At 48.1% G+C, this 13,965-nt stretch carries 16 protein-coding genes; 1 reads left to right on the top strand and 15 read right to left on the bottom strand.

Annotated features, from left to right (window positions below; genetic code table 11):
- Positions 1–10 precede the first annotated feature (10 nt).
- From ftsW to AC3WRW_RS21010, 10 genes are all read right to left on the bottom strand, one after another.
- Positions 11–1,138 (bottom strand): putative lipid II flippase FtsW, encoded by a 1,128-nt coding sequence (gene ftsW, locus AC3WRW_RS21055; RefSeq protein WP_492548255.1) that lies wholly within the window; start codon positions 1,136–1,138, stop codon positions 11–13.
- Between the two features lie 37 nt (positions 1,139–1,175).
- Entirely contained in the window at positions 1,176–1,616 is a 441-nt protein-coding gene (locus AC3WRW_RS21050; protein WP_492548254.1) for a hypothetical protein, read from the bottom strand.
- 203 nt (positions 1,617–1,819) lie between these two features.
- A complete protein-coding gene (locus AC3WRW_RS21045; RefSeq protein ID WP_492548253.1) occupies positions 1,820–3,202 on the bottom strand; it encodes a sensor histidine kinase in 1,383 nt (460 codons plus the stop codon).
- A gap of 4 nt (positions 3,203–3,206) precedes the next feature.
- Positions 3,207–3,911 (bottom strand): response regulator transcription factor, encoded by a 705-nt coding sequence (locus AC3WRW_RS21040; RefSeq protein WP_492548252.1) that lies wholly within the window; start codon positions 3,909–3,911, stop codon positions 3,207–3,209.
- Between the two features lie 105 nt (positions 3,912–4,016).
- The gene (locus AC3WRW_RS21035) at positions 4,017–4,427 is read right to left on the bottom strand and encodes a MerR family transcriptional regulator (protein WP_492548251.1); all 411 of its coding nucleotides are present in this window, start codon (positions 4,425–4,427) and stop codon (positions 4,017–4,019) included.
- A gap of 26 nt (positions 4,428–4,453) precedes the next feature.
- On the bottom strand, positions 4,454–5,434 hold the full coding sequence (locus AC3WRW_RS21030) for an aldo/keto reductase (RefSeq protein ID WP_492548250.1): 981 nt from the start codon (positions 5,432–5,434) through the stop codon (positions 4,454–4,456).
- A gap of 168 nt (positions 5,435–5,602) precedes the next feature.
- Entirely contained in the window at positions 5,603–6,028 is a 426-nt protein-coding gene (locus tag AC3WRW_RS21025; protein ID WP_492548249.1) for a toxin-antitoxin system TumE family protein, read from the bottom strand.
- Positions 6,025–6,711 carry a hypothetical protein gene (locus AC3WRW_RS21020; protein ID WP_492548248.1) on the bottom strand — a complete coding sequence of 229 codons (687 nt, stop codon included), beginning with the start codon at positions 6,709–6,711 and terminating at the stop codon, positions 6,025–6,027. The genes AC3WRW_RS21025 and AC3WRW_RS21020 overlap by 4 nt, the downstream gene beginning before the upstream one ends.
- A 371-nt stretch (positions 6,712–7,082) precedes the next feature.
- Complete coding sequence (locus AC3WRW_RS21015) at positions 7,083–7,877, bottom strand: TrmH family RNA methyltransferase (protein ID WP_492548247.1); 795 nt, start codon at positions 7,875–7,877, stop codon at positions 7,083–7,085.
- Between the two features lie 8 nt (positions 7,878–7,885).
- Complete coding sequence (locus tag AC3WRW_RS21010; protein ID WP_492548246.1) at positions 7,886–8,572, bottom strand: potassium channel family protein; 687 nt, start codon at positions 8,570–8,572, stop codon at positions 7,886–7,888.
- 138 nt (positions 8,573–8,710) lie between these two features.
- Between AC3WRW_RS21010 and sspI the strand changes: the two genes are divergently transcribed.
- Positions 8,711–8,914 carry a small acid-soluble spore protein SspI gene (sspI, locus tag AC3WRW_RS21005; RefSeq protein WP_127453137.1) on the top strand — a complete coding sequence of 68 codons (204 nt, stop codon included), beginning with the start codon at positions 8,711–8,713 and terminating at the stop codon, positions 8,912–8,914.
- A gap of 56 nt (positions 8,915–8,970) precedes the next feature.
- Here the strand turns inward: sspI and AC3WRW_RS21000 are convergent, their stop codons facing one another.
- From AC3WRW_RS21000 to AC3WRW_RS20980, 5 genes are all read right to left on the bottom strand, one after another.
- The gene (locus AC3WRW_RS21000; protein WP_492548245.1) at positions 8,971–9,699 is read right to left on the bottom strand and encodes an MtnX-like HAD-IB family phosphatase; all 729 of its coding nucleotides are present in this window, start codon (positions 9,697–9,699) and stop codon (positions 8,971–8,973) included.
- Positions 9,700–9,773: 74 nt separating this feature from the next.
- The gene (locus AC3WRW_RS20995) at positions 9,774–10,868 is read right to left on the bottom strand and encodes a Gfo/Idh/MocA family protein (protein ID WP_492548244.1); all 1,095 of its coding nucleotides are present in this window, start codon (positions 10,866–10,868) and stop codon (positions 9,774–9,776) included.
- A gap of 21 nt (positions 10,869–10,889) precedes the next feature.
- Positions 10,890–11,519, bottom strand: a complete 630-nt coding sequence (locus AC3WRW_RS20990; RefSeq protein WP_492548243.1) for a ThuA domain-containing protein — start codon at positions 11,517–11,519, stop codon at positions 10,890–10,892.
- Positions 11,520–11,555: 36 nt separating this feature from the next.
- Entirely contained in the window at positions 11,556–12,716 is a 1,161-nt protein-coding gene (locus AC3WRW_RS20985) for a Gfo/Idh/MocA family protein (RefSeq protein WP_492548285.1), read from the bottom strand.
- A 34-nt stretch (positions 12,717–12,750) separates the two neighbouring features.
- On the bottom strand, positions 12,751–13,803 hold the full coding sequence (locus AC3WRW_RS20980; protein ID WP_492548242.1) for a LacI family DNA-binding transcriptional regulator: 1,053 nt from the start codon (positions 13,801–13,803) through the stop codon (positions 12,751–12,753).
- Positions 13,804–13,965 lie beyond the last annotated feature (162 nt).

Below are 13,965 nucleotides of genomic sequence, written 5' to 3'. Positions count from 1 at the left end.
GTTTGGGGGATCATTGTGAATGGAGGAGCTCTTCTTTTCGCCTACGATTATTATCCCTTGATATACCCAATAAAATTCCAGTGCTTGCCATGCATAGAACCAAGGACGATCCGCCATAACTGATAAAAGGAAGCGGTACCCCAGTGACAGGCAAGCTGCCGGTTGCAGCCCCTAGGTTCAACAGGAATTGAATACCGATCATCGATATCAATCCCATTCCCAGCATCATGCCAAATGGATCATTGCTTTGAATAGCCGCCATAAATCCCCGCCAGAAAAACAGAAAAAAAACGATGAAAAACAGCGTAGTGCCGACAATCCCTAATTCCTCTCCGATAACGGCAAAAATAAAGTCCGTATGCGCTTCCGGCAAATAAAAAAGCTTCTGAATGCTTCGCCCAAGTCCTGTCCCCGTTAGGCCCCCATGTCCTAAAGCATATAGAGACTGAATGAGCTGGTATCCTGAATCGGACTGATTATCGAATGGATTTAGAAAAGAATGAATCCGCTTGAGTCGGTAACTTTGACTTATCGCAAGATAAATAAACATCGGTACAAGCCCAAGACCCAGCATAAACAAATGGCGCAAGTCAACGCCGCCGATCATAATGATCGTGCCTGCAATAAAAGCCAAAATGAGCACGGTGCCGAAATCAGGCTGCATCATGATCAGAGAAATTATCAAACCGACCATGATTAACAAAGGAAGCAATCCTTTTTTAAACGACCGGATTTCATCGCCTTTTTTGCTGATCAAAGTGGATAAATACACAATAATGGATAATTTCGTGAATTCAGCCGGTTGTATGTTAAGCCCGCCCAGCACAAACCATCGTTTCGCTCCGTTAATGTTCGTACCTACGAGTAAAACTAAAACAAGCAGCAAAAACGAGAAAAGAATCATGCCTGGGCCAGCTTTTTTCCAAATGGAATAGGGGATATTCATAAAAATGAGCATTAAAAATAGTCCGATACCAGCAAATATGCCCTGTTTTAGCACATAATGCCAGCTGTTATCATGGGTAAAGACAGCCTTGGGCGAACTAGCGCTAAAAATCATGACCAGACCAAAGCCGACCAGCAGTATAGTTAAAAACAGAAGCAGAAAATCCGGACGGCCTCTTAAATTACGGTTCAAATCATGAAACCCTCCATATTAACCGTTTCCTTGTATGTCACATTTTCTTGACGATTTTATCCAAATCAAGTTGTCCTTGATACCCTTTCTTGGTCCATAGCTGTAATGTATCGTTATTCCATTCATAAATATCCAATCCGTTTTCTCCCGCGCCCAAGGACCATCCGAGAATGATATCGGGTCGACCGTCATTCGTAACATCCGACAATCCGGCGTAATCCAAACCATAACCAAATCCTTTTGCATCCCAAATGATCCGCCATTCTTCGTTATGCTGCTTCAGCAAGGCCGCTTTAAGCATCTTGTCCTTAGTGACATTCTCCTCATAGACAACCATCGCCTCATCGATGCCGTCTCCATCCACATCCCCGAACAAAATGCCGCTGCCCGTATTCCCGCCTTCCGGTGCTAACAGCCGTGCGCCTTTAGGCAATACATTTCGGAGTACCGCACTAAAATTATCCTTTTGTATATTCACTTCGGAGGAAGGAGTTTTTATTAAATCCATGGGCGTTGACGGCATGCCACACCCGCTAATCCACAATAATGAGATGACTATGAGCCCTGTACAAATCCATTTACTGAACATTCGCTTCTCTGCTCCTTGAAAATCATTGTACTGTTCCATTTTATATTTTTAGGGAAAATAAAAGGTTATGAAAAAGTAAAAATTAATCCCCTTTATTTCGGAAGATAAATCTCAACTCTCGTTCCTTTTCCTAGCTGACTGGTCATTTTTAATTGTCCGTGGTGCAATTTAATAATTTGTTCGGATATGGATAATCCCAAACCGCTTCCGGTTCCATGGATGTTACCTTTGTAGAACTTTTGAAATACATTCGCTAAGTCCTGTTCCGCGATACCCGAACCCGTATCCTCCACGGCAATGATGATTTGCTGCTGATTCGTATAAGCGTACATTTTAATGCTGCCATTTGGCCCCGTGAATTTGAGTGAGTTGTCAATCAGATTAATTAACACCTGTTTCAGCCGATTTTCGTCGGCTTGAATGATAGGGAGCGTATCGTCAATCTCTACGTCCAACGAAATGCTCTGCCGTGCTGCTCTGGGAGCAAGCTGTTTTCCGATATGCCCAAGCAATTGTTGAATCTGGACCGGCGCAAAGGATAGGGCAATTCGTCCGTTATCCAATTTAGCAAAATCAAGCAGCTCATCGACCATCCGGGTTAACCTGTCCGTTTCCGTATCGATAATTTCAAGTCCGTCTTTCAGCATGGCCTTGTCGTCCCCCTCGCTCGAATGCAAGGTTACAACCCAGCCTTTAATAGACGTTAACGGCGTGCGAAGCTCATGAGAGACCGATGATATAAAATCATTTTTTATCTGTTCATTTTGCCGTATCCTGGCCGCCATTGAATTGAATGTATCTGCTAGCGCTCCAAGCTCGTCGCGGTAACGTTTATTAGCTTTTATGGAAAAGTCCCCTTCCGCCATTTTGTGTGCAGCCAGCTCAAGCTCCGTGATTGAACTTGTGATCGTTCTTGATAGAAAGATACCGGGAATGGCTACAATGCAAATAACGAGAAGCCCGACTGCAATAAAGATCGCAGAAACTTGATTAACCGTCTTCACCGTTTCCGTTAATGAGGTCACAAACCTGACAGCCCCCACTGTACGATCCTTGGCTTGCAGCGGGTAAGATACGGCTAGTACAGCTTCCTTGGTTGACGGGTTATTGCCTCTCCACGTCCCGGGCGTTCCGCTGCACGCCTCTTGCACATCCTGGTATTCGAGCATATTCTCACCTGCTGGAAGTCCGGTTGAGTCTTGAAGAAGTTGTCCGGTTGAACTTATAATTTGGACTTGCGCGGCGGAATTATGAGAAAATCCACTCAACAGCCGTTCCGATTGCCTCTCTAAATCTTCGTCAGCGAAATATTGATGGTAAAAAGAAGCAGACAGCTCTGCTTGATTCATCAGGATGCGCTCAACATTGTGGAAGTAATAGAAGTTCACCAAAGCAATCAGCAAACATTCCAGGATGGCAACCGTAATTAGAATAATAACGAAATAACTTCCTACTACTCTTTTTTGAATACTCACCCCTTCAAACCTCCTGTCTCCAGCGGTACCCCAATCCCCACACCGTTTCGATCAGCTTCGGCTTGGAGCAGTCATCTTCGATTTTTTCCCTTAGTTTTCGGACATGAACATCTACGGTTTTGGTATCACCCATGAAATCTTCACCCCAAACAAGGTTCAAGAGCTCATTTCTGGATAGGGCTTTGTCAGGGTTATCCATAAAGGTTTTGACCATTTGATATTCCTTTGGTGTTACTTCAATGACACAGTCATGTTTAAACAGCAGCTTCGCATCCAAATCTAGGCGGATCGAGCCGGATTGAAGTATTTTTCTTGGTGGTTCCGCCACTTTCTGGGTACGGCGCAATACCGTTCTGATTCTCGCTACGAGCTCTAACGGATTAAAAGGCTTTACAATGTAATCGTCAGCACCAAGCTCAAGCCCTCGAATTTTATCCAAATCTTGCGTACGTGCAGTCAGAAAAACGATGACGATGTCCGAATCAATTTCTCTTAGCTTCTTGCAAAAATCAAACCCATCCATATCGGGCAGCATAATGTCCAGCACGACAACATCGGGCCGATTTATGGCGAGGCTCTTCAAAGCCTCTTCTCCGAAAGCAGCTTCCGTGACTTTAAATCCTGCTCTGTTTAAATTAATTGCTACAAAACGTCTAATATTGTCATCGTCCTCAACAATGAGCACTTCGTTTCGGTATAAAGTTTCCATAACTTCCTCCTAGAACTTACAAATTTCCATGCTTAAACACAAAAAAGCTCTCCATATTAAACGAGAGCTTTGGGAGGTTCAGATCCTTTGTACTGCGAAGTACATTTATTTGTCAATAGAAGAATGAGCGTTTACAACCATTTTACGCAATGTTTTTTCTTTTTTAACGATAGTCTGTTCATATCTGACAATTTTATCATCTAACCGTTCCAACACTTTCTTCATCTCTTCCATTCTGACGTTGAGCTGCTTGCGCTGCTCGTTTAGCAGTTCTTTTCTAGCCTCCATGGTTCCATCACCCTGCTGAAACAGCCCGACATACTCAATCAAAATTTCAATTGGAAGACCTACGCCCCGCATGCATTTTATGAATTCAACCCACCTGCAGTCTTCTTCCGTATAATCCCTAATTCCGCTTTTATTACGGTTCACCCGTGGAATAAGGCCGATTCGTTCATAATAGCGGAGCGTATCCTGCGACAAATCAAATTTCTCACTTACTTCTGCTATCAACATCCAGATTCAACTCCAATTTCAGATTATTACACTGCGCCGATTACCGCGTGGGGAACATACGGCTCTTCCAGCGATGCAATTTCCTCGGATGTTAACGTAATCGAAAGAGCCGCTGCCGCATCATCGAGATTGGATATTTTCGTAGCACCGATAATGGGAGCCGTTACCTGTTCTTTCTGCAGCAGCCAAGCAAGCGCGATTTGAGCGCGGGGGACGTCGCGTTTTTCCGCTATGGCTGCAACGCGCTCCACAATCATTCGGTCCGTATTGGCAGTCGCATCGTATTTGGACTTCTGTACTTGATCCGTTTCGGAACGATGCGTCGATTCCGACCAATCGCGCGTCAATCTTCCTGATGCAAGCGGGCTATACGGGATCACACCGATTTTTTCCGCCTTGCAAAGCGGCAGCATCTCCCTCTCTTCTTCACGATAGATGAGGTTCAAGTGATTCTGCATGGATACAAATCGGGTCCACCCGTTTTTTTCAGCTGTATGCAGTGCCTTTAGGAACTGCCACGCGTACATGGCAGAGGCGCCGATGTATCTTGCCTTCCCAGCCTTCACAACATCATGCAACGCTTCCATCGTTTCTTCAATAGGCGTATTGTAATCCCAGCGATGAATTTGGTAAAGGTCTACATAGTCTGTTCCCAATCGCTTAAGACTTTTATCAATTTCACACATGATGGCCTTCCGGGAAAGACCGGCGCCGTTCGGACCTTGATGCATACGGAAATGAACTTTTGTCGCGAGGACAATTTCATCACGATTAGCATAATCCTTCAGCGCTCGTCCGACAATTTCCTCACTTGTTCCGTCTGCATACACATTCGCCGTATCGAAAAAATTAATGCCAAGCTCCAAAGCTTGTTTGATAATAGGGCGGCTTCGCTCTTCATCAAGTACCCAGGGATGAACCCACCGCTCTGCGACACCAAAGCTCATACAACCGAGACAAATTCGAGATATATCCAAGCCCGTATTGCCAAGTTTCACATATTCCATTCGATTGTTCCTCACTTTCGCTGAATAATGTTTCCTTCGACTGTAGTTTACTCTTTGGAGTTAACTCCAAGTCAAGGGGTTATTCGGGCTCCATAACACAAGAAGAAAACAACTATCTTTTCAAACAAAAAAGAGATGAGACTGTTAGACTCATCTTTCTTTTTTTCGTTAAACTTTGGGTTTGTTAGGAAGAAGATGGAACAAGAAAATGCCCTCAACGATTGCGAATAAGTCGTTGTATGCATGATTGGGAAACCTTGTTTTATTCGTCAGTTTTGCGTATTCAGGCGGGTGAGCATGGTACGGCTCTGTTTCTGTCTGGTAATCTTCCTCATTATGAGTTTCTGCGTGGTATTTGGCAAGGATCGTTTTTCCATCGCCATGTATCCAATCGTATTGGAACGCTGTGATTTTTCCACTACGAAGTTGTTCAGTTATGTACAATTTAGAGCCATTAATAAACGTTAAAGTAGCTCGTTGGGCGTATGCCGAGCTTTTCTTTCCAGTGCTATCTATATGTTCTACTCTTTGGATGGCGGTGTCTTTGAACGTTTTCTCTAGTAGCTCTAAATTTGAAGCGGGATTACCAATCAAATTGATTCAATTTCTCGAAGTAAAGATCGCCACTCTGTTCCTTCTCTTGACCAAATAAAGTCATCTGCCATTTTTGGATCCCCCTTTGCTAAAACAACTTCTTCAAACGCACCCTGGTAGCGTTTTTCGAAGAAATTAATCGTTTCAACCAGATAACGAAGATGACCGATCCGACCTTCATCTTCTGGTTTCTTTAGTAACCGTTTTTGATTTTCTTCGTAAAGCTTGTGAACTTCACCGACAGTCATATGTTCGCCTGTAGGAGAAATCCATACGGTAGATTCTTTGATACGAGCTTGCTTGTTTTTTCTCTCACGACTAAAACCAACGAATCGTTTTGCATCAATCCAGTTGTTAATCGTAGAAATACTAACACCAAAGATTTTAGCTAACTGACCTGTGGAAAAAGACTGTGTGCTCTCTTCCTCTTCCGCAATAGACAAAATTGTTACTCCTACTTCTTGTAGGCTTCTCGAAAGCATGTCTAATGCTTCGGCGTTCTTTTCGAGTTTCATAAGGTTTGTTACTTCTTCTGCCAACTCAACGGATAGAGAATTGAATTTCATGGCGATGTTGTAGAAGACTTTAAATAGGGCTTGGGCTTTGGAGTGATCATGGGATGTCTCTTGGATAATCTCAACAAATACTCTCTTATCCTCTGCGGTAAACTGCATATATTTCACCTCTTATACCTCCATTCTATACAAACTGCCAACGAACTGCAAGAACAAACTGCCAACAAACTGCCAACAAGTGACTATTATCAATTATATCTGTCAGCAACCTTTTTATACCCGGTACCTTTTATAAGTTCCATTTTTCCACCATAAGCTTTTATGGATAAAACAAAAAGGACTAGAAATTTTCAGCGATGAGCTGAAAAAATTTCAGTCCTTGAAGGGATTGAATATGGTCTGTCTATAATTGTAATATAGTCTCTTCACCAGACATGATTTTACAGGAAGGCTCGGAGCACAATACATCTCTTAATAGATAATATTCTTCGCAATCTTATTTACTTTAATTCTTTGTTGTGTTGGTGAACAGTGTTTTATTAAATCAACCGCTGCCGCGAAGCCTCAAACAGCAGCACCGTCGCCGCCATCGCAACGTTCAGCGACTCCGCCTTGCCCTGCATCGGAATGATCACCTGCACATCCGACTGCGCAGCAACTTCCGGCGACACGCCCCGGCCCTCGTTGCCGAGAATCAGCCACGTCGGCTGCCGCAGGTCCGTGTCGTAGCACGAGCGCTGCGCCTGCAGGCTCGTGGTCACCAGCCGCACGCCGCGCTCCCGCGCGCGCGGCAGCAGCAGCCCCAAATCTGCCTCCACAATCGGCAGATGATACATCGATCCCATCGTCGAGCGGATCGTCTTGGGATTGTACAGATCGACCGTGCCGCGGCCGAGCACAACCGCTTTGGCACCTACGGCATCCGCGCTGCGGATGATGGTGCCGAGGTTGCCGGGGTCCTGAACGCCGTCCAGCACCACGACAAGATCGTGCTCGCCCGCGAGCAGCTCGTCCATGCCAAGCTGCGGTCGAGCCACGATAGCCAGCACGCCTTGCGGCGTTTGCGTATCCGTGCATTTCGCCAGAACCGCCTGGCTGACGCCGACCCATTCCACCGCGCCCGGCGCGGCAAGGTCTGCAAGACCGGCCGGTACGCCTTTTTCCACGCTATAAATAACCGTTTCGACCGAAGCTCCGGCACGCAGCGCTTCCTCCACGAGATGATGTCCCTCAATAATATATTTCCCCTGCTTATCTCTACCCTTACGTTCCAAAAGCTGCGCCCATTCTTTCACGCGGGCATTTTGAACAGACATGATTTCCGTATGTGTCATTTTTCTACCTACTCTGCAAAAGTCACTTCAAACGTTTGAAGATTCGAATTTTTACCGACCACAACCAAAATATCGTCGGACCGGAGCATTTCTTCCGCGCTCGGCGGGATAATCAATTTATCATTTTGCTTAATCGCTATGACATTGCAGCCGTATTTGGCCCGAATATCAAGCTCTCTGAGGCTCTTGCCCACCATTTGGCGTGAAGTTTGAATTTCCACGATACTGTAATCCGCAGACAGCTCTATATAATCAACAATATTAGAGGAAATCAAATGATGCGCCACGCGCTGCCCCATATCTCTTTCCGGGTAAACGACCTTATCAGCGCCGATTTTCTTAAGCACTTTGCCATGAAGATCGTTCACAGCTTTCACAACGACGGTAGGAATGCCCATTTCTTTAAGAATTAAAGTAGTCAAAATACTGGCTTGAATATCCTCCCCGATCGCTACAACGACAACGTCAAAATTACGAATTCCGAGCGCTCTGAGCGCTTCCTCATCCGTTGAATCCGCTTGTACCGCGTGCGTAACAATGGCTGAAATTTCTTGAACCGTCTCTTCACGGGAATCGATAGCCATAACCTCAAAATCTAATTGTGACAACGTTCTGGCAATGCTGGACCCGAATCTTCCCATTCCGATAATGGCGAATTGTTTTCTCATAGGTTGACGTTTCCTCCAGTTTCCCAAGGTATTAAAAAATTATACCATACTTGCGGCCAACAGGCTCGCTATGCAAGGAAAAGGGGGTGAAATGCGAAGGATGAACCGGCATCAACTTGCGCATATTAGTATCGATAAAGAAAGGGAAGCGAGGTCCACGAACGAATGAATATTACATTAAGACAGGCCATCGTCCAGAGAGTCCAAAATAAATCCAATGATGAGCTTCAAGAAATTATTGAGGATTCCATCGGCGGCGAAGAGCGGGTACTGCCGGGGTTAGGCGTACTTTTCGAAATCATATGGCAGCATAGCGAAGCCAATATTCAAAATGAGCTTGTTGAAACTCTAAAAGGGCATTTGCCTTAACCTTATGGAATCACAGTCGGCTAGGGGGCTGCTGCACGCAATCCCTTAGCCGGTATTTAAGCTTCAGGAAACGTACAAGCAGTGGGAAATCTTCCGCTTAAACGCCGGTCTGCCGTGCCATTGGTATAGCCCTCCCAGTTTGGACTCAGCACGTTCACAATATCGTGGAAAGTTTCAAACGGGTAAAAAGGCGTCCCTTCCTCCGTCAAATACCCGGCAAGACTTGCTCTGGCGAAGATCCAATCGGCAAATCCGGATCCATAGTAATCGCTGCTGCCATCTCCGATGTAAATGACCAGCCAACCTTCCTCTTGTAGCTGCTTCACTACGCTTGCTTTGCAGCAGCCGCACCATTTACACGCCTCATTCGAATTTTGTACGCCGAACTGAAACTGTCCGTCCGGCAAATAATTAATCGGATTCGCAATCACTTCACTTACCTTCACTTGATCCCGGCTTAAAACCCGCTCAATATAGTATTGCATACCGTCGCTGAGTACCGTAACCGGCACTTCTTTTTGCTCACAGAAATCGATAAAGCGCTGTGCCCCATCCCGTAAACTCACATGCTCAAGCACCCGGTCTACCTGCTCCTGCCGGCCCTCCAGCAGCGGATAAGCGGCATTAATCCAGGCCAGAGAGCCTGCCTTTTTCGCTTCAAAAAGCCGCGAGGCCTCCACCACTTGAGGCTGAGACAACACATCCAAGGCGAACATCACTTCATCCCCTACGTCATGCTCCATCAACGTTCCGTCAAAATCGGTTACGACCGCTATTTTTTGCATTGCCGACATCCTCCTATCTGTTCCAAACAAATAAAATCCCCCTCTACACAAAGAGGAGGATGCAATTATGATTATTATAGCACGGAATCAGGCAGCAGCGGAGCTGGCTTTTCGCAGCTGCTCTGCATCACGTAATGCTTGCCTTCGGCCGACGCATCGTGGAAGCCATGCATTGCCTCAAGCACATGGTAGGCCAGCTCGCCGTTCGCCCGATGCGCAGTGCTTTCGCCGCTGATCAGCGCTTGAGCCATGGCCGCAACGCCCAAACCGCGATGGTTCTCTTTGTAGCCATGGGACAGAGGAATCGGTTCCCAGTCCGAACCATTTTTACGGATCATCACCTGACCGCCGAAAGTGTTCGGATCCGGGACGCGCAGGGAGCCGTGGCTGCCGTAAATTTCAATATTCGGCAGCTGCGTGCCGCCCATAATGTCAAAGCTCGTGACCAGCGTAGCAATGGCGCCGCTATGGAAATCAAGCACGCCCGCAATATGCGTCGGCGTTTCGACCGCGATCTTCTGTCCGCGTTTTTTCTCGCTCTTAATCGTCCGCTCAGGGAAACTAACCCCAGTCGAGCCTGTTACGCGTCGAATAGGTCCAAGCAAAGCTACCAACGCCGTCAGGTAGTAAGGTCCCATATCGAACATCGGGCCGCCGCCTTTGGCATAGTAAAACTCAGGATCCGGGTGCCAATGCTCATGGCCTTTGCTCATCATGAATGCCGTTGCGGCAATCGGCGTGCCGATCCACCCGTCATTGATCAGCTTCGCGCACGTTTGAATGCCTCCGCCGAGGAAGGTATCAGGCGCGCTGCCGACCAGCAATCCCTTGCGGCGCGCCGCTTCCAGAATGCGCAAGCCCTCTTCGCGGGTTACAGCGAGCGGCTTCTCCACATACACGTGCTTGCCTGCTTCCAAAACCTGAAGACAGACTTCGGCATGTGCCGCCGGAATCGTCAGATTGATGACAATGTCAATATTCCCATCGTTCAATAGCTCCTGAACCGTATACGCGTGAGGAATCCCATACTCCTCCGCCCTTGCCTTCGCTCGGTCCAAGTCAATATCCGCGCAGGCAATCAGCTCCAAATGTGCAAAGCTTGGAATATTTTTCATATAAACGGCGCTAATATTTCCGCAACCAATAATGCCAACTCTCATCTTACTCATCTTCCCGCTTCCCCCTCTTCGTTAGCGTGTTGCCCACAGCAGACCGCGCCGCATAAGCTCAAGTGTTTCCGGCATCCGTACGATGTTCGCTTGATGGCCAAGCGAGTTGTAATATACCTTGCCTGCGCCATAAGTTTTGGTCCAAACGACCGGCATCTCCACGTCGCCGAAATCGGTGACGGCATGAACCTGAATAACGGGATCAACGTGCATGTAATATTTTTCTGAGACAACGACAAAATCTTCTACACCCTCCGTCAAAGAATGCTCACGATCCTTAATGCGCACCGTGTAGGTAACGCCGTCATTCCCCGGATGAGCGACCCATTGACCGCCGACCATGTACTGATATTCGACTTCATTCCGGAAAGAATCCGCCATTCCGCCGTGGCAGCCGGCTATCCCGGTTCCGCCCTCTTTGACCGCTTCAAGCAGCGGAGTCAACTGCTCTTTCTCGATTTTCCCCATCGTCCATACCGGAACAATAAGATCGATCCCCTTCAAGCGCTCCGCATCTTTAAAACTGTCCAGCGTATCGGATACCTCCACGCCATACCCTTCCTCGCGCAATAACCCGGCGAAAATGCCTGCCACTTCTTCCGGTTGATGACCATCCCAGCCGCCCCAAACAATCAATGCTTGTTTACTCATTAAGTAAGAGCCCCTCTCCCCTTGTAGGATACAACCTTAAACCTCACTGATTTTCACCCAACGGCGCTGCGCAATGGATTGATCCACGGCTTCCAGCACCTCTTGACACTTCACACCGTCCACGAAATTCGGAAGAGGTTGACGATCCTCCGCAAGAGCGTTCATCAGCTCAACAACCTCGTGTACGAACGTATGCTCATATCCGATGGTATGTCCGGCAGGCCACCAAGCATCCATGTACGCATGGGACGCATCTGTCGCCAGAACACGGCGGAAGCCCTGAACATCCTCATCATCACTTGTAAAATAAACCTGCAGCTCGTTCAAGCGCTCAAAATCAAACTTCACGCTGCCTTTACTGCCATTAATTTCAAAAGAGTTCGTACACCGGTGGCCCGGTGCAAAACGCGTCGCCTCGAAGCTCCCCAGCGCGCCGTTTGCGAAACGCGCCATAAACAGCGTCGCATCATCGACGGTGACCGGTCCATGCGGCGCATCCTTGCTGCCTTTGGCGCTCAGCCCTGTCATCGAGTCCGGCAGCGGACGCTCCTTCACGAACGTCTCGCTCATGCCGATGACTTCCGTCATATCGCCGACCAGGAAATGCGCCAGATCGATCAGATGCGCGCCCAAGTCGCCATGCGATCCGGAGCCGGCAATCTCCTTCTGCAAGCGCCATACCAGCGGGAACGTCGGATCTACGATCCAGTCCTGCAGGAACCAGGCGCGGAAGTGATAAATCTGGCCGAGGCGGCCGCTCTCGACCAGCTTCTTCGCGAGCTGCACCGCAGGAGCAAAACGATAGTTGAAGCCCACCATGTGCTTCACCCCGGCTGCTTCAGCCGCCTCCAGCATCTCCCTTGCATCCGCAAGGGTCAGCGCCAGCGGCTTCTCGCAAAACAGATGCTTGCCTGCTTTTGCCGCAGCAAGCGCGATTTCCTTGTGCGCGTCGCTGGGCGCATTAATATCGACGATGTCGATATCAGGATGCGTGACCAGCTCGCGCCAGTCCGTCACATATCCTTCCCAGCCGAACTGCTCGGCGGCTGTTTTGACACCGTTTTCATCGCGCCCGCAGATGAGCTTCATTTTCGGCACCGCCGTCTGCGGGAAAAACATATGTAAATCTTTATAAGCATGACTGTGCGCCTTGCCCATAAATTTGTAGCCGACCATACCGACATTGAATGATTTCATCATTTGAAAGCCTCCTTAAGCGTATAATCGATCTTTATACCCGGTCATTACTCACCTGCGAAGACGTGCTGCTTTGGGACGATTGCCGAATAACCAAAGTGGTCTGCAGCTTCACATTGGAAGGCTGTGCGCTTTCCCCCTGTATAACGCGTGTCAGCACACCTCGTGCCGCTTCTTTCCCCATCTCATAGAAAGGCACATTAATGCTGCTTAACGGCGGGTCGCTCAGTTTGGCGGCATCGGAATCATCGCAGCCGACAACAGCGAAGTCCCTCCCGGCCACCCAGCCTTTTTCGCGGAGTCCTTGCATAAGGCCAATCGCCATGCGATCATTGGCGGCGAATACCGCTTCTACCTGCTCACGCTGCGCCCAGAGCCGATCTGCCGCTTCGTAGCCGCTTTTGCGGCTATAGTTGCCTTCCAGCAGCAGCTCGGAAGGGACCTCCAACCCGGCATCGCGCATCGCACTCAGATAGCCTTGAAGTCTGTCACCGGAATTGGAATACTCCGGCGAGCCGTTCAAGAAAGCAATCTTCCGATAGCCCTCATCCTGCAAATGGCGAACTGCCTGGTAGCTGCCATCTACGTGATCGGCATCCACCTCATGAAAGGCCAAACCCTCAAAGTGCTGATTCACCAAGCAGAACGGGTGCCCTTGCTCCTGCAGCTGCCGCAGCGATTCCCGCTGCTGCGGGTTATCTCTTGCGCCGAGAATGACACAAGCATCCACTTTCTGAGACCGGTAGAGCCTTGCGTAATCCAGGCTTTCGTCCGGTTTCAACAGCGATAGCAGCATGTCGTACCCTTGCTCCCTTACCTGCTCGCCGATGCCGCTTAATATTTCCGCGAAATAATACGCTGAAAAAAGATGCACCTTAGGCATATAAGGAAGCACGACGCCTAGATTTCCGCTCCGTCTTCGGGCAAAGCTTTGGGCGATGGCGTTCGGATGGTAATTCAGCCGGCTCGCCGCTTCCAGCACGCGCGTTTTGGTAGCAGGCTTCATGGGTCCAAGCCCATTAAATACACGGGAAACAGTCGCTTCGGATACTCCGGCTAATTCAGCAACCTCTTTTCTAGTCACCATGTAAAAGCCTCCATTTCCGTTCATAAAATCCATGATGTACACGCGTACATTTTCTCATTCAAAGACCGATTCTGTCAATACGCTGCGGACAAAAAATATATGGGGCCCATTTCGACAAAGACGTCGATTTTCAGTCAAAGAATCCCGCAAAAAACGACTAAT

The organism is Paenibacillus sp. FW126-R14, from assembly GCF_058789495.1.
This window is presented reverse-complemented; position numbering and strand designations above follow the sequence as displayed.

Coding starts and splice junctions, on each gene's coding strand:
- AC3WRW_RS21035 (WP_492548251.1), bottom strand. CDS start 4,427: ATGTTGATAGCAGAAGTAAGTGAGAAATTTGATTTGTCGCAGGATACG.
- AC3WRW_RS21030 (WP_492548250.1), bottom strand. CDS start 5,434: ATGGAATATGTGAAACTTGGCAATACGGGCTTGGATATATCTCGAATT.
- AC3WRW_RS21015 (WP_492548247.1), bottom strand. CDS start 7,877: ATGACACATACGGAAATCATGTCTGTTCAAAATGCCCGCGTGAAAGAA.
- sspI (WP_127453137.1), top strand. CDS start 8,711: ATGAATATTACATTAAGACAGGCCATCGTCCAGAGAGTCCAAAATAAA.
- AC3WRW_RS21000 (WP_492548245.1), bottom strand. CDS start 9,699: ATGCAAAAAATAGCGGTCGTAACCGATTTTGACGGAACGTTGATGGAG.
- AC3WRW_RS21040 (WP_492548252.1), bottom strand. CDS start 3,911: ATGGAAACTTTATACCGAAACGAAGTGCTCATTGTTGAGGACGATGAC.
- AC3WRW_RS20980 (WP_492548242.1), bottom strand. CDS start 13,803: ATGGTGACTAGAAAAGAGGTTGCTGAATTAGCCGGAGTATCCGAAGCG.
- AC3WRW_RS20995 (WP_492548244.1), bottom strand. CDS start 10,868: ATGAGTAAGATGAGAGTTGGCATTATTGGTTGCGGAAATATTAGCGCC.
- AC3WRW_RS20985 (WP_492548285.1), bottom strand. CDS start 12,716: ATGAAATCATTCAATGTCGGTATGGTCGGCTACAAATTTATGGGCAAG.
- AC3WRW_RS20990 (WP_492548243.1), bottom strand. CDS start 11,519: ATGAGTAAACAAGCATTGATTGTTTGGGGCGGCTGGGATGGTCATCAA.